The following is a 23,385-nucleotide window of genomic DNA, read 5'->3' as shown; positions in this document are numbered from 1 at the left end:
CAGTCTATTCCCTTTCTTTTATAAGAATGCGGCAAATAATGACGCATACTCAATTGTAAAACTACTCTTGTGTGATACCTTAAATTAAATAGATAAAAAGTACTACGATGTATAGTTATCATGCCTATTAGGAAGAGCAAATGAAGTTTCTAAAGTTGTTTATCTTAGTCCCCGCAATTCTAGCATTGGGTTGTGAGCAGGAGAGTGTCGAGTCATATAGACAAGAGGCGGTGGGTTTTATCAAAAATGGAAAAAACAACGAAGGGCTTATCACACTTAAAAACGCACTGCGACTTGATGAGGACAACGACTACTTAAGAGCAATGTCGTCGTTAGTCTATTATCGCTTAGGAGATTATTTAGAAGCAGTGAGCATGATTGAGCGACTTAGTGATCCCAACAAGATAGTTCTACCCTTCAATCCGCAAATAGATGATATTTATCTATTATCTAACTTCCAACTAGAAAATTATGAAGTTGTGTTAACTGAGCTAGAACGAGGCCCAGATAAAGACCTAGAACAGAACGAAGCTGCACTCAAATACCTATCTTTGCTACAGATTAGGAGACCAATCGCTGCGGAGAGTTTTGCAAAAAATTTTATAAGGGACAATCCGAGTGCATCTGATTTTCAATTGTTTTTTAAATCTTTGTCAGAAGTAGATGGCATAAAGCCTGAAGTTCAAACGTCAGTTGCCTTGCTAGAGTCGATAAATGACGAGTTCTTTGAAAAGTGGCCCGTGCTTGGCAAATTATATTTTATGAATAGAAGTTATGAACGTTCTATTGAAGCCTTCGAGCAGTATCTCAAAAAGTTTCCAGGTAACAAACGTGTAAAGATTTATCTCGCGAATTCAAAGGTTCAAACTAAGAGTTATGAAGAAAGCACTACTCTTCTTGAAAAGCTTTCATTAGAAATCGGTAATGCACCTATTATTGATCATATGCTTGCTGAAAATGCTTTCAGGGCAAATAAGTATGATGAAGCTAAAACAGCTACCGAAAAAGCAATCGCTGCAGGTTTCGATAGCCCTATGCTAAAGTATATTCAAGCTGTGTCTTCGTACTATCTTGGTTTATATGAACAGTCTTTCGATTCACTGAAGGCAATTCCAAATATCGTATCAAAAAGTCAGGGCCTTCAAGACCTCGAGACGTTGCTTAGAGTTAGGTTGGGGTACGACATCGAAATTAAAAAAGGCAGTAAGTTACTTAATAGTGAGTTTGGCGAAAACATTGCAATTGCGCTTTTACTTGACGGTCATAAAGATAGAGCTGAAAGGGTTTTGGCTAATACAGAAGAGTTGGCGCAAGGAGAAGTTAGCATTTCAAGGCTAATGGAGCGTGCCGCATTAGAAATGGGGCTCGGAAGAGGAGAAAATACGCTACAACTCTCGAATACCGTCCTTGATCTAGACCCTTCCAACATCGAGGCAAGGCTTCTTCTAGCACACAACTACATTACTGAAAAACGTTACGATACAGCTTCAGATGTAATTAAACAGGGCTTGAGTATCGACAGTGACTATATTCCCTTAATAGAGTTGGCCATAAAAGCATCATTGCTCAATAAAGATTACAATGAGGCAAATTATTACAGCGAAAAATTAAGTAGAATTGAGCCTTTAAGTGAAACAGCATTGTTATTCAGAGTTTCACGACTAATAGAAGAGAACAACTTTGATGGTGCTTCTGAAGCGATTTTAAAATATGTGGAACAGGCAGGTTTGACAATTAATATTGCCGAAACATATTTTGTACTTGCAAAACGAAATCAAAAATGGAGTTCTTTCATTAGGCTATTAGCTAATCGGAGCTTAAAGTTAAGTGACAGGATGAGGTTGCTTTTAGTGCGTGCATATATAGATGACGAACAATTCGACGCTGCTGAAAGTGAACTGAAAAGTATAGGCGCTAAAACTGTTGGCTATTTTGAAGTAAGTGTTGAGTTAGCTAATGCACAAAAAGACAAAGAAAAAGTTCGAAGGCTCCTAAATGAATGGATTTCCAAGGAGCACGCCTCTCCTTTGGCTTATATAACGAAGGTACAATTATTGGATTCTAACAATGATTTTACTGAAGCGCTTCGAACTGCCGCTCTTGGTGTAAAAAGATATCCATCAAACAAACTTCTTCATTTTACTTATGCGGAACTCCTGATCCAAAAAGGTCGCATAAATATTGCGAAGCAGGTTTTAGGCTCGTCAAAATGGAAAGATGACCCAGTATTCACTCTTTTAGATTCAAAAGCCGAGGGAGCGGAACTGCTCAGGATGGGTCAAGAAGATGATGCGTTCGCTTTACTCCTCAATTACTATAAAAACTCTATCAGCCCTCAAAAAGTATCTACTTTGATAAGCCTTGTCGAGGAGTTTAGTAGTAGAGCGGGTGCACTTAGATTTATTGAGAGATTATTAGAATATAGTCCTAACGACTCGCGTGCACTCCATTATCTTGCTGATGCACTTATTTTTATCAACCCAGATAGAGCGGCCAATATTTACAAACAGATAGTCAAAACTGAAACCAATAATATCGAAGCGCTTAATAATCTGGCGTGGTTATTGTCTAGTAACGGAAGTTTAGAAGAAGCTCAAATATACTCTACAAAAGCATTTCAATTAGCATCAAAAAACGTAAGCGTAAGATCGACACACGGAAGAGTGCTTCTTGGGCTTGAAAAGTATGCTGAAGCTGAAAAAATCCTACTCGATATGATTGAGAGAGACAATGTTATGTCGATAGAGGTTCTTCTCTTATACGCTCAGGCTTTGGTTGGTCAAACTAGGGAAGAGGAGGCAATAGCATTTTTAGAGAGTATGGCAAAAAAAGAATTCCCGCCCAATATCACTAATTCGCTAATTCAATACAAGGAAAGTATTGAGAACGTCAATTAAATTCGTCAGACTTTTTTACATAATTCTTTTCGCCTTATAAAAATAGTCTTGATATCAGTAACTTAATTTTTGGCACGCTAATGGCATATCTAAGTTACGAAAATATCGTTTAATGTACGGAGTTACAAAATGAAAAAGTTACTAATCGCAGCGGCGATGCTTGCTACAACTTCTGTAGCGGCAGAGCCAATTCTTCTTCCTGGTGGAGTGAGTGTGCAAAACCCAGCAACTCCGAGCGGCGATACAGGAAACGTTAATAACGGTTTAAACCTGGTGCAATATTATTCTGATTCTTCTGGCTCAATTGTAAATATCAGTGACTTGATTAGCGTCAGCCAAGACATGACTTTTGCTAACACAGATGGCCTAGTTGGATTAAACTTAGAAGGCTTCGGTATAATCAACAACAATGTCGATACTGGCGACCTACTTTGCCCTTCTTGCCAGCTTGTGTTTGAGTTTGGTGGTTTGGAGATAGTAGAAGCAAATGATCGAGGTCCTTTTGATAACGCACTAGATCTGTCGCTAACTGATTCATTCTTTAATGTTTGGTTAGTTGATTCGTTGGGTTTATCGACACCAAGCGCTGAGGCTCTTCTTCGCAACAGTGACGGAACTCTTAACCAAAGCGCGTTAACAAGCTTCATTGATAGCACATCGGACACGTTGTTTTTATCTGGCGCTTTTGTTGATGCCAACTACAATGCCGAAACTGGTGGAACAGTGGGCGGAGTGAACGTTGCTTATTACGGTGGTATTGCGGAAGGCGAATTGACGACAGCAATTGATATCGCAGATGAAGCGCCTGGCGAAGGTATAGCTAACGGCAACATAGTCTCTAACTCGTTAACTAGAGCAGACTTTAACGAGTTCGGTTTCGTGCCGGGTCAAGGTATGGTACCAACGGTTGTAAATTATTTCGACGCGTTCGCGTTTAGCGTTAGTGCTTCTTTCTTTGACTCGAACTTGAGAACTACTGACGTTGCAAGTGGAAATAGTGGCGATTTGACTGCAAACGTCGTCTCAACTCCAGCAACATTAGGCTTATTCGGACTTGCGTTAATGGGTATGGGTCTTGTTCGCAGAAACAAGAAAGCCTAAACGCCACTAAGAGCAAAAGCGCTCCGCGTGGAGCGTTTTAAATAGAATCCCTGCCAGCTATGCTGTTGGGGATTTTTTGTTTGGCGGTTCACACAAGCATTGAATATTAGTACTTCTATAAGAATTTAGTTGATAGCCAATGGATGGCCATTTATTTGTAAAACAACTCAAATAGTTTTGTCGCATTGCTTCATAATCGTGCTCTATCTGTCTGTATAAAAAGTGTTCATATTTTTTACAAATATACTGCCGTGTGCCGTCTGCCTTTGTTTTTATGCTTAAAAAACATTAGCTAAACAACTTGGAACGGCTTATGCAGCTGTCTTATGAGAAGTAAAGAAGATCTTGGGCAAACAGACAAAGGACATAATTATGTCAAATTTAAAATTTTTAAAAACAGGTATCGCCGCATTGTTATGCGGTGCTGCGCTCTCATCACAAGCAGCATTGATTACGTTTGATTTTGATGTTGCAGGCGACAATTCTGGTAAAACCAGCCAGTTTATAGACCCCACTCAGGCTGTTAATGGTAACGGAGTATTTGGCGTCAACGGCTATTTTATAGAAACGTTTGACGCAGCAACTGCGATGAATGGATTTCTCGATGGGACGGAGGGTTTTAACAATCCAGCTGATAGTGCTGGTTGCGCCATCAACTCTACTGGTGCGGGAATAACTGTAGGTGGAACTGGCTCGTTTGAAGTTCGCGCCACTGGAAAAAGTGGCGTTGCGGCGGCTCCTGCAGATGATGAAACTTGCTTCGCCTACACACCAGCAGAAAATGGTATTCTTGGTAGTGTAGAACTTGATTATACAAATTTATTGACTAACGCTGGGAATATACTTAATACAACAGTAGGAATAAATTATTTCGGTTTTTATTGGGGGTCAGTTGATGATTACAACGACTTTTCCTTTTTCAACGGGGACGACCTAATTGTTGAAATAACTGGAGAGTCTTTGCTTGACAAATTGAACGGAAACTCTGGTAATCAGTTAGCCGATAGCTCGAATGTTTATGTAAATGTTGCTTTCGAAGCTGGAGAGTCTTTCACCAAAGTAGTGATTAACAGTACTGGCGTTGCAGGTGAAGTTGATAATATTGTGGTTGGTTTTGATACACCCGTACCGGTATCTGGCCCCTCTACTATCGCGCTCTCTAGTTTAGCACTGCTAGGCATGGCCGGATTACGCCGCCGCAAGATAAAAAGCTAAATCTCGATTTATCATAAAAAAACATCCACTAGTGTGGATGTTTTTTTTGGAATTTTTTAGCTCAAAATTTTTAGTGATTTCTGCTGATGCCAGTTCTTATATCACTTAGCATTTTTGCAAAGCTGGGCGATAGGCTAGTGTTTAGCAGTTTTTGATTGATGTAATAAGGCGCTCGTTTGCCGTGATAATCTACCACGGGCCCAATTTGCTGAAACTTTATGCCTACAAAACCCATACTGCGTGCTAGCCGGGGTTCCATCATCACATACGCATGCTTGATCCCCTGTTCTAAAGCCATACCTGCAGCTGCAAAATAAAGCCCAACAGCGATAAAAGGGAAGCACCTAAGCTCTGTTTCAGAGTAGGACTGCTGATTTATAATACCCACAGCTGCTCCGTCATGGTCGTCCATTTGTCGTCTTCTAAATGCTTTTGGTACTGCAAGACGAGATACTTCACAAATGTCCTCTCTTGCGAAATTCGCTGGGTTTAGCTCTTCATGGGTAATAGAGTTTAAACAGTATTTTTCAATGGGTAATTTTTGGTGTTCTTCAGTAGGCCTAACTATTCTCACAGTGCCCGCATAATTTTGGGAGCTGACGTGCTGAATCAAACAATGCATAGAGAATGCATCAAACTCGTCAAGCTCTAGCCCATCTTCGCGAATAGGTTCAAAAGCTAGCTCTTCGCAGTAAACATTGTGTCTTATTCTGTAAACCTCGTTTTTTAGCTCTTCGCTACTTGCAACGGTGGGTGTGAGGTAAGTAGAAAAGTGCGAGGAAATATAATTAGCTTCCTTAAGCTTACTGTAACCAGAGATGAGTTTACCTAGCCTGTTGTTCTTGCCGACAAGCTCAGACACTCTATCTAAAACGCTCTTTTGTTTCGGGCTACTCATATTTTTATGCAAATTTCCATGTTCACTGCATTGCCTTAAGCTTAGCAGATCGTAATAAAATTAATATACAATTAAAGAACTATTAATTAGTCTAATTTACCAATTGTTATTGAAAATAAACTATTAATAATCAAGGGTAAATTTCACCCTAGCCATTAATTCATACATAGCTACTCTCGCGTTTTCTAATGCACTTTGCGATGGCAATGTCAGGTATGGTTCTAAACTGCCTTTACTATGGTAATCAACAGCGAAGAATGTGGTACTAGCTGTGATGCCAGCAAGTTCTCTTTTTAAGCGATAAATATGAGTGGCAGATGAAACTACCCAAATGTTTTTATTCTCGAGATATTGTGTTGCTGATAAGATTTCTTCATGGGTATTTGTACCCTCATTCGTTGTAATCAGATTCTTTTTATCGATATTCATCGAAGTAAAAAAGCTGAGAGCTACTTCGCTGTAATTTATCGAACTGTCGTGTAGAAAGTTGCCGCCAGTAATTATAATGGGCGCTTGCGATTTATTGTGAAGCCTTACTCCCTCTACGTTTCTTTGCAGTGAGCACTCGGCCCAACGGCTGATCTCAGGTACGTTACCTTGTGTGCTGTAATAACAAGCAAGTATGAGTATATAATCGGGCTTCTGTAAAGCTTGCTCGTTTCTAGGCTCGGGTTTGTATTCAACAAAATGCAGTAATACATCGCTTGCGTATGGTTGAGACCAAAGTAATACCCAAAATAACGCTACTCTTTTTGTGAATGTTGCGATACGTTGTTTTGAAATGGCTTGAAGTATTAAAGATAGCACTAACAGTATTAATGATAGCTTCAGTGGTGTTATTAGCTGCAGAGCTACAAGTTTGAGAAGTTCCATATCCTTACCAAAACACAATTAATCGGGGTGTTCATAATGTGTGAGACTACGTTATTTATGAAACGTATGCGAATAACAATTCTTTTGTTGATTTTTGGCACATGTCAGGTGGCTTCTAAAGAATTTACGAAAGTTGTTGAAACAGTCACACCGTCAGTTGTTGCAATAGGGTTGTACACACCTTTAGAAAACAGTGGTAATCAGGTTTTAGGTACTGGTTTTGTGGTTGCAGATGGAAAGCGTGCTGTAACTAACTATCATGTGGTGTCCAAAATACTCGATCCTCAAATAGTTCAGCATTACGTTGTGATAACAGGAAAAGGAACAAAAATACAAGCATTTAAAGCAGAGGTTTTAGAAATAGATCCGCTGCACGACTTAGCGCTTCTCGAGTTTGATGGTTCATTACCAAGCGCTATGCTAGCGTCTGACACAATGCTTAAACCTGGCACTGATGTAGCCTTTACCGGGTTTCCTATTGGCGCGGCTTTAGGTATTTACCCTGCAACACACAAAGGTATGGTATCAGCAATAACACCCGACGCTATACCTGCTCAGAACGCCAATCAACTGACTTCTGCTATGCTCAATCGCTTAAATAAACCAGAGATGGTGTATCAGCTAGATGCTACTGCGTATCCTGGAAACTCGGGTAGCCCAGTTTATAGTGTTGAAAAGGGCGAAGTTGTTGGGGTAATTAATAAGGTTTTTGTCAGCCAAGGTAAAGAGTCTGCTCTATCTGCACCTAGCGGTATTAGCTATGCTATTCCGATTAAGCACGTGAATGCCCTTTTGAAAAAACGAAATTTGTAGCGTTGTTTCCAAAAAATTATAGCTAACTGTCTTTAATTTTATATGGGTTATATCTGTCTGGGCTGATGATTCCGTTTGGATCTAACGCGTGAGCGATTTTGCCGGCAGTTTTCCAAAACGTACTATCCGCATTGAGTGCTTGTTGCTGTTTTATGTTAAGGCGATACGGAATGAACCCATGTTTTAACCCTTCTGTGACCAGCGCATCTAAGCAGTCATGTGCATCTTTTGTTGCTTGAGGGTTTTCCTTATCAAACACAATTGGGATGGTACTGTCTGTTGAAATGCCACTCAAGTTTGTAAACGTAATCATTGGTTCAATATTGTACCGAGGTGCAATAGTTCTAATCATATCAACAAACTGTTTCATAGCATCTGCTTTTGCTGGAACTAAAGGGGCGTACCACAGTAAGCCGCATCCGTCTTCTGCAGGGTTCATTATTCGGGTTTTGTCTGGCTTTATCCGAGGGTTTCTCCAATATGCTAAGGGTAATGCTACTTGACTTGGCTTACCTTGCATCACTTCTATCCCTGCCGACAGCTTTTCTAACTGTTCTCTCGCACTAGATAATAATGGCGATTTGACCTTTTTCGTTACAACCTTGCCTAAATTAATCAGCAAGCTATTAGAGAACAGTAATTGATCCGCTTTTTTTCCAGCGATGCGTCTTATATCTTTTTTAGCGGCTTTCGTTACTGCTTTTGTGCCATATATCGTGCCTACTACGGTCCATTCCGGAACATCGTATTTTTTAGCAATGCTGTTAACTTGTTCGCTTGTCATGACAGCGTGGCTGCCTGGGCCTTGTGGGTTTTCTGCCACCATGGCGGCCACGCGGCGTTTATCCATTAGATTTATGGAGCCTACAACGCCTTCTAAATTTTGGAAGATATCTTGCACTACGCCGTATGCTGTTTCGAAACTATCTTTGTCAAAAAAACGCATGTAGAAAGAGTCGAAAGCGGGCTTTTTTCTTGCTAAAGCAATAGTTACTTCGGTTACTATCATATTGCCAGATTGAGTGAAAATGCCATCGAGGTAGGGGCCATGCTTCCATTTGAAGGTTTTATCTACATAGCAATCTTCGTGATTGGGGTTTGTGGCATTACTCATTGCTTGCAATGATGATTCGTAAAAACTCCCGTCAGCCAAATAACCTTTTATGGCAGTAACAGCGGTGAAATGGTCGGCAATTGGCGTAATCCCATACCCACGTTCTAGAGCGTTACCGAGAATACTGGTAGTAGGACCTGCTCCCGTAACTGGCACCATAAAGGACGCGTTTTGTTCTTGTAAAAAGTCATAAAGCTGTTGTTGAGAAACGCCTGGCTCAATTGTCACTAAGCCATTTTGTTTGTCGAAGTAATTAATGCCGTTAAGTGCAGAAAGGTCGAGCAATACCACATTGCCATTAATTGTACTTGGTACGGCAGAGCCATAACCCCAATTTTTGCCTGTACTTATCGGGTAAATAGAAAAAGATCCAATATTGTGCTGCTCATGGGCGTTCGCTACTTCTAACAAGCGCGAAACAGCAGCTTTGTCCTTTGCTTCAACAACGCAAAAAACCGTTGAGTTGAGTGCCTCTGTATTAACGTTATAAGGCGCTATTTTGTCGTGACTCGATAACACATTTGCGTACTCCGAAAGCACACTTGTTAAAACGCACCTAAGTTTTTCCATGCGGACACGCACCTCTTAAAAATAGATTAAATAATTACATCGAGAAGAATTTAGTATTGGTATATACTTTAACAATTGCAAAACAAGTTTTTATTAACTAAATCGTTCTATGTGAAAAGTAACAGTCAGATAAACAGTCTAGTTTGTTAGTCTCTTCTGTTAGAGCATACTATGTGCGTGGAACTTTATTTATATATTGTTGAAAAATTTTACATTTTTATTTTTTTGCAAAAAAATCCTGTTTAAGAACAAGGTTTTATTTTCTGGCTTGCTTTTTGCATATATTTTGGCAACGGCGAAATGAAAACATTCATGTTTTCGAAAAAAAAGTGGTAGAGCATAAAATGGACAAATCAAAAATCAACGAAACTACGCAAAGTAGAAGACGCTTCGTTAAAAGAACTGCTGTTGGCGCTGCGTTTGTGTCTTTACCAGTAAAATCTGTTTGGGCGAACGGCATCACTAACTCAATAGTAGCATCTGGACATGGTTCTGATTGGGCTAACGGCGGTACCTTAAGACTGCAGGGGCCTGACTATTGGGCTTCTAACATAACGCTAGTTCCGTCGGAAAGGTTTGTTGATGTATTTGGCGAAACCGGCTATAACTCACGCGCGAATCAAGGCATTCGCTATAAAGAAGATCGCTCAGTGAAGAAAATTGGTGCGAGCAGAACACTTGCCGATGTACTGCTGTTAAAAAACAATAAAAAAACTGCAGGAAACGCACCTTGGGTAGCCGGCCCTAGTGACTACAACCGTTTAATGGTTGCCATGTACTTGAACGCGAAATATGGTAACACTCCAGTAGGGTCTGATGTTCATTACCCCGTAGCTAACGGTCGCCCGTTTAATGATGAGTATGAATACGCGTTGAAATTGGCGGAACTTACCTTCGCTGACCCGGTTAATTCAGCAACAGAACTTGCTGGAATTATTGCAAACCCATCTAACTACCAGTCGTTGTGAAGCTAAATGCCTCCGTTCTTTGCCATCAGTTTGGCGACAAGAGCGGAGTTATTCTCTACGACACATATTCAGACGTTTCTGTACTGCTAAATTGCGAAGAATGCGTTATTTTAGAGTGCAATGATGGTGGTGTACGTGTGCAACTAGGTGATAAAGTTTTAGAAGACCTAACACGTAAGGGCTTTTTGCTTGGTATATAAACGTATTTTGTTATGCTCCCCGTTTGCATTTCATATCACTTCACACCATAAGTCTGTCATCGATAACCTAGAAAACCTGTATGGTAAGCGTGTAGTGCAGCCTGAAAATCATGATGGCTTCATAGATTATCGCGTATCGGTGACCCACTCTGGTGGTATAAGGCGTTTAATCAACGACCAAGCGCGATTCCAGTGTGACAAAATGGAACCGTTCAAACCGCTTAACCAGTCACAAGCTTTTGCTATGCTTGAGTGGGGGTTAAATTGGGTGGTTGCCGCACATGAAGTATCTCACCTTATTATTCACTCCGCAGTGCTAGCTAAAGATGGCAGGGCGGTTTTATTCCCCGCACCACCAGGGTCGGGTAAAAGTACTCTTACCGCTTATTTATCAAGGAACGGCTGGCGCCTGTTGTCAGACGAAATGGCGTTAATCACACCGCAGACGTCAACGGTGACTCCATTTGTGAGGCCAATATGTTTGAAGAATGATTCTATTAACCTTGTAAAGTCATGGTATCCAAACGACGTATTTTCTACCATCGCTAAAGACACGCATAAAGGTGATGTAGTTCATATGGCACCAGGTGATATCGCGGTAGCAAAAGAGGCTGAACAAGCCAAAGTAGTTGGCATCGTTTTTCCCAAGTATAATAAAGATATATTTTTTGATGTTTACGACATGGACCAGGCAACGGCTTACACAGCACTTGCAGAAAACGCTTTTAATTATACGGTACTTCAAGAACAAGGCGTGAAGTCGTTAATCAAGTTAGTAGAACATGCATCTTCATTTGAAGTTGAATATAGCAGCTTAGAGGAACTAGATAGCTTTTTAACCGAAGAAGTGATTGGTACTGAACATGTTAAGTAGTCAACAAGTATTAAAGGCTTTTACACAGCCAGAGTCTACGTCGTCTTTTACACTTCATCAATGGAACGCTCTTGTTTTGGTATTACGCCACGAAAACTTGCTTGCGCGGTTTTATTTGCTTCTCAAAAAACAAGGAATGACGGGTTTTCTTCCTGATAATGTCCAGCGCCATTGTAAGAATGCGGAAATCCTTGCTGAAAAACAACGTTCTGTAGTGTTGTGTGAAACGCATTGCCTTAAGCAAGCAATAGGCAATGAGACCCCTTTTTTACTGTTGTTAAAAGGTGCAGCGTATACCCTTTGTGACAATAGCGCAGCTATTGGGCGCGTGTATAGCGATATTGATGTACTTGTGCCAAAAGACGCTATTAGTAACGTTGAAAGCAGGTTGGCAATTCAAGGCTGGTTTAGCAAAGAGCTAGACGACTACGATGAAAAATATTATCGGCAGTGGGCCCATGAAATCCCTCCGATGCAGCACGGTACTAGAGGCACCGTTCTTGATTTACATCACAACCTGGTGCCGCCAATATCCGGTAAAAGTATAGACATCGAGAAATTTGTAAGAGTTGTTAAACGGGAAGTTGACGGGGTGTTAACTCTCAACGATTCAGGCATGTTTTTTCATAGTGCTATACATTTATTCTTCAATGACGACTATAGCTCTGCTTTTCGCGATATGACTGACTTGTGGCTGCTGGCAAAAGGCCAGAATGATGACTTCTATCATTGCTTATTTGCGCTTCATCGTGACTTTGGTTTTGAAAAAGAAAGTATTATTGCACTTCACCTTCTGCAAACACGTTATAGTTTGAATTTGCCTGAATGGGTGCACACGCAAGTCATAGAATATATTGGCGAGATACCTACATGGGAGGTTAACCTACTTAGTAAAGTATCAGAGCCAAAACATGCGCTACTATTATCGGGCGAACGAGGAGCATTAAATGCACTTGCAGAAGCTAGAGGTCATTTTTTAAAAATGCCTATAGGCACTTTGGCTTATCATACCAGTATGAAATTACTAAGAGGTATGACGAAAATGTTATTAGGAAAGCATGTTTTTACCAAATCCTCACGGGAACATAAGGTTTAAGGAAAGGTTATGAGAATTTTAGTCACCGGCGCAGCCGGCTTCATCGGCGCCTCCGTATCTCAATACCTGATTAACCGCGGTGACGAAGTAGTCGGTATTGACAATATTAACGATTACTACGATGTGAATTTAAAACATGCACGGCTAGCTGAAATTAAGTCATCGAGCGCCTCATCTCGTTTTTCGTTTATTGAAATGGGTGTGGAAGACCGTGAAGGTATGGCTGCACTCTTCGAGCAGCAAAAGTTCGATGGCGTTATTCACCTAGCAGCGCAGGCTGGTGTTCGATACTCTCTTGAAAACCCTAACGCGTATATTGATAGTAATGTCGTTGGCTTTATGAACATTTTAGAGGGATGTCGGCATACCAATATTCCGCACTTGGTTTATGCATCTTCAAGTTCTGTTTACGGCTCAAATAAAGAAATGCCTTTTTCTGAAAAGCATAATGTTGATCACCCGGTTAGTATTTACGCCGCCACCAAAAAAGCCAACGAGTTGATGGCACATACCTATAGCCATTTATATGGCTTAGTGACAACCGGCCTGCGTTTTTTTACTGTATACGGGCCTTGGGGCCGACCAGACATGGCCCCTATGAAGTTTGCCAAAGCGATATCATCAAAAAGAAGTATTGATGTTTATAATTATGGTGAGCATAGACGAGACTTTACATACATAGATGACATTGTTGAGGGTATTGTAAGGTCGTTAGATAGAGTCGACGGTAAAGGTTCTAACGCAAATATCTCTGGCGATAAGTATGAAGTAATTAACATAGGCGCTCAAACGCCAGTGCATCTTCTTAGCTTTATTGAATTGATGGAAAAGGCGTTTGATAGCAAGGTAAATAAAAACTTGTTGCCTATACAACCAGGCGATGTACCAGATACCTATGCAGATGTATCTCGATTGACTGAATTGACCGGGTATCAACCCAAGACGTCCATAGAAGAGGGGGTAGAGAAGTTTGCACTGTGGTATAAAAGTTACTATTCAAACTAGATTATGATCGCCTGTTACTTTGAACATACCCCGCATATTTCCTCGGCAAAAACTCCCTAGTCGTAGAATATCCAAGGTCGAAAAGGGCGTTTTTAATCTCTGGCGTGAGTGAAAAATCAACAGCAGATATTTCGCCTGTATTCACGACTACTGTGTTGTGCCAGTAGCGCGCATTTACATATTCCCTCGACATCGCTGTCATGAAAGTGCGTATTAGCATGCCCACATATTGGGGAAGTTGTAATACGCTCTTTTTTATTTCTCTACGTTTTTGCTTAGTGCTTTGCAGTCGAAAGCACACTGAAGGCGTGCCGTCGCCTTGCCAGTCTTCAAAAAGAGCGTCTTCAGACAGTATAGCGCCGTCTACCAGAAGGTATTCTTTAAAAGGCTTAAACGAAAAAATGAGCGGAATAGACATAGAATAGCGAACCGCCTCGGATACTTTCATGTCCGGTGTAGTAGTGCGGTTAAACAGAACCGGCCCGCCGCCATTTACATCGGTCGCTAATATATTCAATGCCATGGGCATATCGTTGAAAGTGGCACCCTCTAGTTGCTCATCAATCCATTCCTGAAACACATCGCCAGATGAGAGACCGCCTTCTCGGAGTAAACGGAAAATAGAGAACGCCGTAAATTGTTTGAAATCGGTATTAAGGGCTAACTCTCGCATTTGCTCAACGGAATAGCCTTTGGCAAACAACGCAGCAACTATAGAGCCTCCCGAGACACCTACCAATGTTGAAAAGCTTATATTCATATCTTGCAGCGCTTTTAATATACCAATGTGCGCACTTAACCGGGTTCCTCCACCAGAAAATATAGGAACGATGTGGGTGCGAGGCGCAGGCTCTGTTGGCATAGGTTTTCTTAGCATACTGGTCTCAGGCTTACTGCAAAATGCATTGTAAAAGTACGTAATTACAGTGAATTATTTAATCATAGTGTAGGCAAGGCAAATAGCCACTAATTGGAAGCAATTATTATCGCCAAGGGCTAGGCTACTCTTGTGTTTTACAACTAAAAAACGGGCGTCCTATGGCGCCCGTCTTTGTAGTTCCCTGCTTTCTTACTCTCGAAAAAACTAGCTAGCCAGTTTAGCTTTCATCTCACGGCGTTTAGCATGCAGTAAAGGCTCGGTATAACCAGATGGTTGTTCTTTCCCTTTAAAAATTAAATCGCTAGCAGCTTGAAAGCCAATAGAGTTTTCTAAGTCTGGCGCCATCGGTATATACTCTGGGTCGCCCGCGTTCTGCTCGTCTACTAACACAGCCATACGAGAGAGCGACTCTTTCACCTGATCAACGCTTACAATGCCGTGCTCTAGCCAATTGGCAATGTGCTGCGAAGAAATACGCAGCGTGGCCCTGTCTTCCATTAAGCCCACATCATTAATGTCAGGCACTTTCGAGCAGCCTACACCTTGATGCACCCAGCGAACAACGTAGCCTAAAATTCCCTGAACATTGTTATCGATTTCACGCTTTATTCCGTCACGAGTTAGGCTTGACGTGTCTTCTAAAAGCGGAATAGTAAGAATGTCACTTAAACCATCGAAGTTTTCATCTAACTGCTTTTGTACATTAAATACGTTTACATCGTGATAATGCAGTGCGTGCAGCGTTGCAGCAGTAGGAGAGGGTACCCATGCCGTATTCGCCCCCGCTTTAAGGTGACCAATTTTGGCCTCCATCATATTTTGCATTTCATCAGGGGTTGGCCACATACCTTTACCTATCTGAGCTTTACCAGATAGTCCGCAGCGCAAGCCAACGGCTACATTTGCCGTTTCGTAGGCTTTAATCCACGGCATGGTTTTCAATGTTGCTTTTTCTGCAAACGGCCCAGCTAGCATAGAGGTGTGTATTTCATCGCCGGTGCGATCTAAAAAGCCAGTATTGATAAACACAACGCGAGATTTTGCCTCGGCAATACAAGCTTGAAGGTTAACGCTGGTTCTGCGCTCTTCATCCATAATGCCCATTTTAAGCGTGTTGCGTGGAACATCAATAATGTCTTCAATACGTTCGAACAATACGTTGGAGAACGCCACTTCTTCTGGCCCGTGCATTTTAGGCTTAACAATATAAACACTACCTTCACGGCTATTTTTAAACTCGCTGTTGCCGAGTAAGTCGTGCTTAGCAATAAGAGAAGTGATAAGCCCGTCCATAATCCCTTCTGGCACTTCTTCACCATCGAACAGCATGGCGTTGTTTGTCATTAAATGACCTACGTTACGAACGAACATCAAGCTTCTACCTGATAACACTAATTCGCTTTGAGATGTTGTCTCCTGAGCCGCATGCTTTGATGGGTGGTATACACGGTCGCTGTGCATTGCTCGAACTATGCTTTTACCACCTTTTGTCATTTCAATGCTTAGTGTGCCTTTCATTAGGCCTAGCCAATTGCTGTAAACCAATGTTTTATCCTCAGCATCTACGGCTGCCACCGAATCTTCGCAGTCCATAATAGTAGTCAAGGCAGCTTCAACCAGTACATCTTTCACATTGGCTGAGTCACTTTCACCAATGGGATGAGTAGGATCTATTTGAATTTCAAAGTGAAGACCATTGTGAGCAAAAAGCAGTGCTGAAGGCGCGTTAATATCACCTTGATAGCCCAGCCATTGTTCTGTGTTAGCCAGTGTAGTGATATCACCGTCTGTTAGGCGAACTGATAGCTTACCCGTTTCTATTTTGTATTCTGCGGCGTCGGCATGACTACCTTTGGCAAGGGGGATCATGCTGTCTAGGTAGGCTTTCGCTTTCGCAACTACTTTAGCGCCGCGCACAGGATTATACGATTTGCCAGGTTCGGCTCCGTCTTCTGTACCTATAACGTCTGTGCCGTATAGAGCATCATATAAGCTTCCCCAACGGGCGTTAACGGCGTTTAGTGCGTAGCGAGCATTGTTGATGGGCACTACCAGTTGTGGCCCCGCCATAGTGGCAATTTCCGCATCTACATTCGCTGTAGTTGCGGTTACGCTTTTGGGTTGCTCTACCAAATACCCAATTTTCTTTAAGAATGCTGTGTATTCGCTTCCCGACGCAGGGTTGCCCGCTTTATGGTAGTCGTCGATGGCAAGCTGGAGCTGTTCACGCTTTTCAAGCAGCGCACGATTTTGAGGTATGAGCTCTGCAAAGAGTGCTTCAGCGCCTTTCCAGAACGTATCTTGCTGCACGCCCGTGCCTACAATGGCCTGCTGATTAATAAAATTATCGAGTTGTTCTGCAACCTGTAGACGGCCGCGAGTGATATATCCTTGCATAACTACCTCTATACGTTGTTTTTTATAGGTAAGTATTCTTACTGCTGTGTTTTTGCCTAGGCTGTTACAGAATAAAGTAGCCAATCGATATTTAACCTAGTTCGATATTTAACTTATCGGTACTTAACTTAATTCAGTACTTGGCTTAGAGCCGAGTTCATCATTGGCGTGTTTCCAAATTGCCCAATAAACTCAGCGAACATTTAAACAGTACATAGCCTAGAGTGTAGTGCGTCTAGAGATAGTTTTTTAATTTATGGTTTGTATCTTTGTCATAATCTGGGTGAATGTTCTCGCTTTCCCTATTTCGATGTGCAATTACACGGCATTCATTTCACTGGCAACGTCGCTAATTAACCTGCGCAGCCAAATGTGACCGGCGTCGTGATGAAGCAGAGCGCTCCATGCCATCTTCAATGCAATAGGCGGAATATCAAAAGGAGGCTCTTTAATTACCACGTCCGGATCGTGTTTGAATAACTTCGCTGCTTTACTAGGTAATGTAGCAATAAGCTTTTGTTTTTTCGCAATTTGAAGCGCAGCGTGATAGTGGCGGGTAAACACGCGAATAGCACGCTGTTTTCCTATCTTAGTTAGCTCTGCATCAACCCAGCCTAACTTTTGTACTTCATTAGGATCGATACCTACTCCTACACCGAAGCCTGTTTTACTTACCCAAATATGCTGGGCGTTCAAGTAACTCTCTAAATCGCAGCGTTGCACTAAGGGGTGATCGGCGCTCATTACACAGCTAAACGTGTCGTACCAAACTACTTTCTGATGGAATGAAAGAGGCAGTTCGTCAAAGCGGTTTATTGCCATGTCTACTTTGCCCTGCTCAACATCGTGAAAGGTTACGTCGCTCGGCGTAATTAAATCCAGCGTAATATTAGGCGCTAACTCGGCAAGTCTGCCTACCAGCTCGAGTAAAAGAGTGCTCTCTGCATAGTCACTAGTCATTATGCGGAATGTTCTTTCACTGGTTAGTGGATCGAATTCGGTTTCTGGCTGAATAGAGCTTTCTAAACGTCCTAATACATCTCGTATGATTGGCTGAAGTTCTAGTGCACGTTTAGTGGGCGTCATTCCATCGCTTGTTCTTACCAAGAGCGGATCTTTAAACAGGTCGCGAAGGCGTTTTAAGCCGTTACTCATAGCGGGCTGAGTAATGCTGAGCTGGTTAGCCGCTTTGGTAACGCTGCCTTCACGTAATAAAACGTCTAAGTAAACCAGTAAATTAAGGTCGACCTTCGCTATATTCATAGTTGGAATGCTCTTTATGAAGATGATATTTAAAACGTATTATAAAGGGTTTTATAGCGCTTGTCAGATAAGCGTTTAGTCTTATGCTGCTTTTTACGCTTAAATCTAACTATATGAAATTCTGTTGTTATTTTTTATTGTAATATGAGGTGGCGACAGTTTTTGATTATTTAGCTGGGCAAAGGAGCTTATTTAACGTGTATGTGAATATATATTTCATAAGAGTTATGAATATGGATTTTCTAAACCCATAAAAAAGGGCACCCGAAGGTGCCCAGTAAAGGAAAGGTTGGGAACTTTCCGTTAAACGTCGAACTGGTTCATGGTGTTATCTTCACCCGATGCTTTAAGTGCCGCATCACCAGAGAAGTACTCTTTGTGTGTATCACCTAAATCAGAACCTGCCATCGCTTGGTGTTTAACACACGCAAGGCCTTGGCGAATTTCTTGGCGCTGCACGCCGCGAACGTAAGCTAACATACCATCTTCGCCGAAGTAGCCTTTCGCTAGGTTGTCTGTAGACAAGGCGGTAGTGTGGTAAGTTGGAAGCGTAATAAGGTGGTGGAAAATACCTGCCTCACGTGCTGCATCAGCTTGGAAGCTCTTAATCTTCTCATCAGCAACTGCTGCAAGCTCGGTATCGTCATATTCAACAGCCATAAGGCCCGCACGGTTGTAAGCAGAAACATCTTTACCTTCTTCGCTCCAAGCATCGAATACTTGCTGGCGGAAGTTAAGTGTCCAGTTGAATGATGGTGAGTTGTTGTAAACTAGTTTCGCATTAGGTACTTGCTCGCGGATAGCGTTAACCATTTCGGCAATTTGACCTACATGTGGCTTTTCAGTTTCAATCCATAGTAAATCTGCACCGTGCTGTAGCGATGTAACACAGTCTAGTACCACGCGGTCGAAACCAGAGCCGTCTTTAAATCTGAACAAGCCATTTGGAAGGCGCTCAGGTTTTACTAACTTACCACCTTGTTTAAGCAGAAGGTCGCCTTCGTTAACATCGTCGGCACCGTTTACTTCAGTTGTTTTCAGGAACGCGTTGTACTGTGCAGCTAAATCGCCTTCAGACTGAGACACTGGGATTTTTTGAGTAAGTCCTGCACCAAGTGAATCTGTGCGAGCCACAATAACGCCGTCGTCTACACCTAGCTCAAGAAACGCGTAACGTACTGCGTTAATTTTTGCTAAGAAGTCTTCATGAGGAACTGTCACTTTACCGTCTTGGTGACCACACTGTTTGGCATCAGATACTTGGTTTTCAATTTGAATACAGCATGCACCCGCTTCAATCATTTGCTTTGCAAGTAAGTACGTCGCTTCTTCGTTACCAAAGCCTGCATCGATATCGGCAATAATTGGAACAATGTGTGTTTCGTAGTTTTCAATTTCTGCTTGAATAGCAGCAACGTCGCCGCCGTTTGCTTTGGCATCGTCTAGTTTGTGGAAAAGGTCGCCTAGTTCTCGTGCGTCAGCCTGGCGTAGGAAAGTGTAAAGCTCTTCGATAAGCGATGAAACGGTAGTTTTTTCATGCATCGACTGGTCTGGAAGAGGGCCAAACTCTGAGCGAAGTGCCGCTACCATCCAGCCAGAAAGGTAAAGGTAGCTTTTACTTGTTGTACCCTGATGCTTTTTAACCGACAACATTTTTTGTTGGCCTACAAAACCATGCCAGCAACCTAAAGACTGTGTGTATTGCGATGAGTCTGCATCGTACTCTTCCATATCTTTACGCATAATTGCGGCAGTGTAGCGAGCGATGTCTAAACCGGTCTTAAAACGATTTTGAAGCTTCATACGAGCGGCATACTCTGGGTTAATGCCTTCCCATGTGCCTTTTTGTGCTGCTTTCAATGTTGCGAAGTTATCAATATCTTGTTGGTATTGCGACATGAGCGTCTCTCCCGTCTATGTTTATATTTTTTACGTATAACGCGCTTTTGTCATTCACTATGTGCAAGCTGTAGGGCGTTTCCGCGAGTTCCATTTCATCCTAGTGGGGTTGTGTGAATAATAGAAATATATATTTTGCATTGCGGTCATTTATTTTGTGAATGTGTGGGCGACATTAGAGGCTATATTAGAGACTATGTAAGACGCGATAATTGAACTTAGAAAAGCAGGAGCCGCACTTACAAGATTTCGGTATTTTAATTTATCAGGAAGATTCCTATGTTTAACGCTATAGTTAGGGTATATATGAAAAGTTGCGACACCCTAAAAACAAAGTAACAGCAAAGTAATAGCAAATGTCTATTGCGGCTTCAATTTTAGGCATCTTTAAACAGAGTAAAAGTGAGTAGTATGAGCAAAAGTGTATTGTCGTCTGTTGACCAAAGAACCAAGTTAGTTGGTGAAAATAGACTGGAACTATTGATGTTTCAGCTAGGTACACGTCATATATTCGCGATGAACGTTTTTAAGATAAAAGAAGTTATTAAGGGTAAGCGGATTAAATGGTTGATCTTACCTTTGCATGAGAGTGAGACAGACCGGCATCTCATCGGATTATCTGGTTGATGCTTCACCTACTGCTGGTCAGAGGAACTCAACTACGGAGTCGATCTATCAACCATCTGATAATGGTATCAGGTTGGTGGGGTAAAGGTGCCCCATCAACCATTAAATCCGTATACCCGTTATTAATATGCCTAAGCTAAACTCTATGCCGGGCTCTCACGATAACTTACGGGGAGTAATGAATTATAGAGGCAGCGCCATTCCTGTTATCGACCTGCGCCAATCAATAAAAATGCGCGGTGCAGCGACCGATGAAATCGCCAGAAACGTGATTATTACCGAATACAACCGCAGCGTGCAGGGCTTTATCATTGGTCAGGTGAAAAGCATTGTGAATACATCATGGGATACCATTCAGCCCCCGCCAAGTGGCATGGGTAAGTCTAATTATCTTACCGCCATCACGCAGGTGAATGTTGAAGGTAAAAATGAGATGGTGGAGATCATCGATGTAGAGAAGGTACTTGCTGAAATCATCGATTACGACATCTCTATATCAGAAGAAATACTCGACACCGAAATTGTTAATCACTTTGTTGGCAAGAAAGTATTGATTGTGGATGACTCCAGTACTGCTAGAAAACAAATAAACGATACGCTTTCTCAGTTAGGTATAAGCATTATTGAACGTAAAAACGGTGCTCAAGCGCTTGCGCTGTTGAAGCAGTGGGCCGATGAGGGCAAGAACCCCGTGGATGAGATTCTACTTATGTTCACCGATGCTGAAATGCCAGAAATGGACGGTTACAGGCTTACCGCTGAAGTGAGAAGTGATCCGCGAATGAGTGATTTGTTTATTGCATTAAATACATCGTTAAGCGGCAGCTTCAACGATGCGATGGTGGAAAAAGTGGGATGCAATCGCTTTATATCTAAATTCCAACCCGACATGTTGGTCGATGTTGCGCAGCAACGCATGCGAGAGTACCTTGCAGAACACGGTGAGTAAGGTTTAGCGTACCAACCGCTGTTTACTCGCAAGTAATCGCTGACTTATCTTAAAGTTTTGTGGTTAATGCCTGTGTGCTTTACAATCTCCAGCTATAAAACATTCTTTCTATCTAGGGCGTGTTCACCTTTGTTGTACGAGTTTTGGGCTAAATGCACAGCAAAGATCAACACGCCCTAGTATCTATTTAAATTATTGCGTAACGGTTTGCGCTTTCAGGTTTTGCTGTAGTCAGTTTTTGCTATGAGTCTCCTGATATGTGCATGTTACTTACTCAGGGAAGCTATTCATGGTTAAAAAAGTTGTTCGTGCGTCGTTAGTAAGCAGCGCCTCTATCGCATTACTCGCTGGATGCACAGTTACTGAGCCAAATAATAATATCGATAAAACGGTGGCAACTAACACTCCCAAAAATATCATTATGGTTGTTGCAGATGGAATGGGCCCTGCGTATACCACTGCTTATCGCAACTTTGTAGATGATAAAAATACCCCTGAAATAGAAAAAGTGGTTTTCGATGATATCTTAGTGGGTAATGCATCTACTCACCCTGCACATGTATCAGGCTATGTTACCGACTCAGCTGCTGCGGCTACAGCGCTGGCCTCCGGCACCAAGTCGTATAATGGCGCTATTGGTGTTGATGTAGAAATGGAGCCAGTAAATTCAGTAATGCACTATGCGAAGGGCTTAGGCATGAGAACCGGTTTGGCGGTTACATCGCAAATAGTTCATGCTACGCCTGCTTCTTACATTGCCCACAATGAAAGCCGCAAAAACTACAACGACATTGCCAACGATTTTTACGACATTAAAGTGAATGGCGAGCCAGTGGCTGACGTCATGTTAGGTGGTGGAACTACCTACTTTAAGCGCGAAGACAGAGATATTCTTGCCCAATTCATCAACGATGGGTATCAGTACGCAGATTCTTATGAAAACCTTGCTGATGTGCCCAAAGGTAGCAACGTAATTGGTTTATTCGCACCGGTTGCATTGCCCGCAGTTCTCGATGATGTGCGAAAAGATCGCCTAGCTTATTTAACTAAGCAGGCTGTTAGGCATCTTGAAAACGATAACGGGTTCTTTTTGCTCGTAGAAGCAAGCCAGGTAGATTGGGCTGGGCATGCCAATGATATTGGCTCTGCAATGGCCGAAATGCATGACTTGGCGCAAACCATAGAGTATTTACGTGGTTATGTTGAAGATAACCCAGATACGCTTGTTGTGCTCACCGCCGACCACAGTACTGGCGGCCTGACTATTGGAGCTGGAGGCGACTATCGTTGGAGCCCGGAACATTTGCATAAGATGTCGGCATCGGCACGCACAATTGCAAAAGGCATGGTGGATAACGAAATGTCTGCTGAGTACGCAGCTGAAAAGTTAGGGCTTTCTCTTACAAGCGACGAGCTTGCTATGTTGGACAGCGTATCGGATCAAGATGAAGAAACCCGTTACTCTGCTATTAAGTCATTTCTTGACGTGAAAACCAATACAGGGTGGACAACGTCTGGTCACACTGGCGTTGATGTTGAAGTGTTTGCGTTCGGTGCGGGATACACATCGTTTATCGGGCAAATAGACAATACTGATATTGCTAAGAAAATATTCGGCCTTTTAGAAGAAAAGTCCGTATCAAAACCTGCTCTTTAATCAACGACTGACTTAATTGATTGAATTGACTTAGCAGCTATGCAGATTTGCCAGCATAGTGTATTGCTTTGTTGGCAAAGATTTAGGAT

17 protein-coding genes and 1 pseudogene are annotated in these 23,385 nt (G+C 42.1%); 11 read left to right on the top strand and 7 right to left on the bottom strand.

From position 1 onward, the window contains the following. Positions 1-140: 140 nt before the first annotated feature. From BM528_RS13175 to BM528_RS13165, 3 genes are all read left to right on the top strand, one after another. Positions 141-2,897 (top strand): hypothetical protein, encoded by a 2,757-nt coding sequence (locus BM528_RS13175; RefSeq protein WP_071980204.1) that lies wholly within the window; start codon positions 141-143, stop codon positions 2,895-2,897. A gap of 129 nt (positions 2,898-3,026) precedes the next feature. Continuing rightward, on the top strand, positions 3,027-3,998 hold the full coding sequence (locus tag BM528_RS13170) for a PEP-CTERM sorting domain-containing protein (protein ID WP_071980203.1): 972 nt from the start codon (positions 3,027-3,029) through the stop codon (positions 3,996-3,998). A 372-nt stretch (positions 3,999-4,370) separates the two neighbouring features. Further along, on the top strand, positions 4,371-5,213 hold the full coding sequence (locus tag BM528_RS13165) for an Npun_F0296 family exosortase-dependent surface protein (protein WP_071980202.1): 843 nt from the start codon (positions 4,371-4,373) through the stop codon (positions 5,211-5,213). 70 nt (positions 5,214-5,283) lie between these two features. Here the strand turns inward: BM528_RS13165 and BM528_RS13160 are convergent, their stop codons facing one another. Both BM528_RS13160 and BM528_RS13155 read right to left on the bottom strand, forming a co-directional pair. Further along, positions 5,284-6,111, bottom strand: coding sequence for a PEP-CTERM/exosortase system-associated acyltransferase (locus tag BM528_RS13160; RefSeq protein ID WP_071980201.1), 828 nt, complete (start codon positions 6,109-6,111; stop codon positions 5,284-5,286). Between the two features lie 123 nt (positions 6,112-6,234). After that, positions 6,235-6,984, bottom strand: coding sequence for a YdcF family protein (locus BM528_RS13155; protein ID WP_071980200.1), 750 nt, complete (start codon positions 6,982-6,984; stop codon positions 6,235-6,237). A 66-nt stretch (positions 6,985-7,050) separates the two neighbouring features. Here BM528_RS13155 and BM528_RS13150 point away from each other — a divergent pair, with 66 nt between their 5' ends. Beyond that, a complete protein-coding gene (locus tag BM528_RS13150) occupies positions 7,051-7,797 on the top strand; it encodes a S1 family peptidase (protein ID WP_232230487.1) in 747 nt (248 codons plus the stop codon). Positions 7,798-7,819: 22 nt separating this feature from the next. On the opposite strand, the gene BM528_RS13145 is transcribed toward BM528_RS13150, so the two are convergent. Beyond that, a complete protein-coding gene (locus tag BM528_RS13145) occupies positions 7,820-9,481 on the bottom strand; it encodes an FAD-binding oxidoreductase (RefSeq protein WP_071980198.1) in 1,662 nt (553 codons plus the stop codon). A gap of 344 nt (positions 9,482-9,825) precedes the next feature. Between BM528_RS13145 and BM528_RS13140 the strand changes: the two genes are divergently transcribed. The 4 genes from BM528_RS13140 (at position 9,826) to BM528_RS13120 (ending at position 13,624) form a co-directional block, all read left to right on the top strand. Further along, the gene (locus BM528_RS13140; protein WP_156844065.1) at positions 9,826-10,449 is read left to right on the top strand and encodes a hypothetical protein; all 624 of its coding nucleotides are present in this window, start codon (positions 9,826-9,828) and stop codon (positions 10,447-10,449) included. A 189-nt stretch (positions 10,450-10,638) separates the two neighbouring features. After that, a complete protein-coding gene (locus BM528_RS13130; protein WP_071980195.1) occupies positions 10,639-11,523 on the top strand; it encodes an HprK-related kinase A in 885 nt (294 codons plus the stop codon). Continuing rightward, positions 11,513-12,619 (top strand): nucleotidyltransferase family protein, encoded by a 1,107-nt coding sequence (locus tag BM528_RS13125; RefSeq protein WP_071980194.1) that lies wholly within the window; start codon positions 11,513-11,515, stop codon positions 12,617-12,619. The genes BM528_RS13130 and BM528_RS13125 overlap by 11 nt, the downstream gene beginning before the upstream one ends. Before the next feature lie 9 nt (positions 12,620-12,628). After that, positions 12,629-13,624 carry an NAD-dependent epimerase gene (locus BM528_RS13120; protein ID WP_071980193.1) on the top strand — a complete coding sequence of 332 codons (996 nt, stop codon included), beginning with the start codon at positions 12,629-12,631 and terminating at the stop codon, positions 13,622-13,624. Between the two features lies 1 nt (position 13,625). On the opposite strand, the gene BM528_RS13115 is transcribed toward BM528_RS13120, so the two are convergent. The 4 genes from BM528_RS13115 to BM528_RS13100 all read right to left on the bottom strand — a co-directional run bounded on the left by BM528_RS13115 (position 13,626) and on the right by BM528_RS13100 (position 20,063). Next, positions 13,626-14,486 (bottom strand): patatin-like phospholipase family protein, encoded by an 861-nt coding sequence (locus BM528_RS13115; protein WP_071980192.1) that lies wholly within the window; start codon positions 14,484-14,486, stop codon positions 13,626-13,628. A 222-nt stretch (positions 14,487-14,708) separates the two neighbouring features. Further along, positions 14,709-16,901 (bottom strand): malate synthase G, encoded by a 2,193-nt coding sequence (locus BM528_RS13110; protein WP_071980191.1) that lies wholly within the window; start codon positions 16,899-16,901, stop codon positions 14,709-14,711. A gap of 318 nt (positions 16,902-17,219) precedes the next feature. Next, on the bottom strand, positions 17,220-18,164 hold the full coding sequence (locus BM528_RS13105) for a LysR family transcriptional regulator (protein ID WP_071980190.1): 945 nt from the start codon (positions 18,162-18,164) through the stop codon (positions 17,220-17,222). A 303-nt stretch (positions 18,165-18,467) separates the two neighbouring features. Next, entirely contained in the window at positions 18,468-20,063 is a 1,596-nt protein-coding gene (locus BM528_RS13100; RefSeq protein WP_071980189.1) for an isocitrate lyase, read from the bottom strand. A gap of 411 nt (positions 20,064-20,474) precedes the next feature. On the opposite strand from BM528_RS13100, the gene BM528_RS19090 reads away from it, so the two are divergent. From BM528_RS19090 to BM528_RS13080, 3 genes and pseudogenes are all read left to right on the top strand, one after another. Continuing rightward, positions 20,475-20,690 (top strand): hypothetical protein, encoded by a 216-nt coding sequence (locus BM528_RS19090; RefSeq protein WP_071980188.1) that lies wholly within the window; start codon positions 20,475-20,477, stop codon positions 20,688-20,690. Between the two features lie 118 nt (positions 20,691-20,808). Beyond that, a pseudogene (locus BM528_RS13085) lies at positions 20,809-21,639 on the top strand (chemotaxis protein CheV); the annotation flags it as partial. A 289-nt stretch (positions 21,640-21,928) separates the two neighbouring features. Then, positions 21,929-23,296, top strand: coding sequence for an alkaline phosphatase (locus tag BM528_RS13080; protein ID WP_071980187.1), 1,368 nt, complete (start codon positions 21,929-21,931; stop codon positions 23,294-23,296). Positions 23,297-23,385 lie beyond the last annotated feature (89 nt).

The sequence above is a fragment of the Alteromonas sp. RW2A1 genome (assembly GCF_001886475.1).
Classification (GTDB): Bacteria; Pseudomonadota; Gammaproteobacteria; order Enterobacterales; family Alteromonadaceae; genus Alteromonas; species Alteromonas hispanica.
This window is presented reverse-complemented; position numbering and strand designations above follow the sequence as displayed.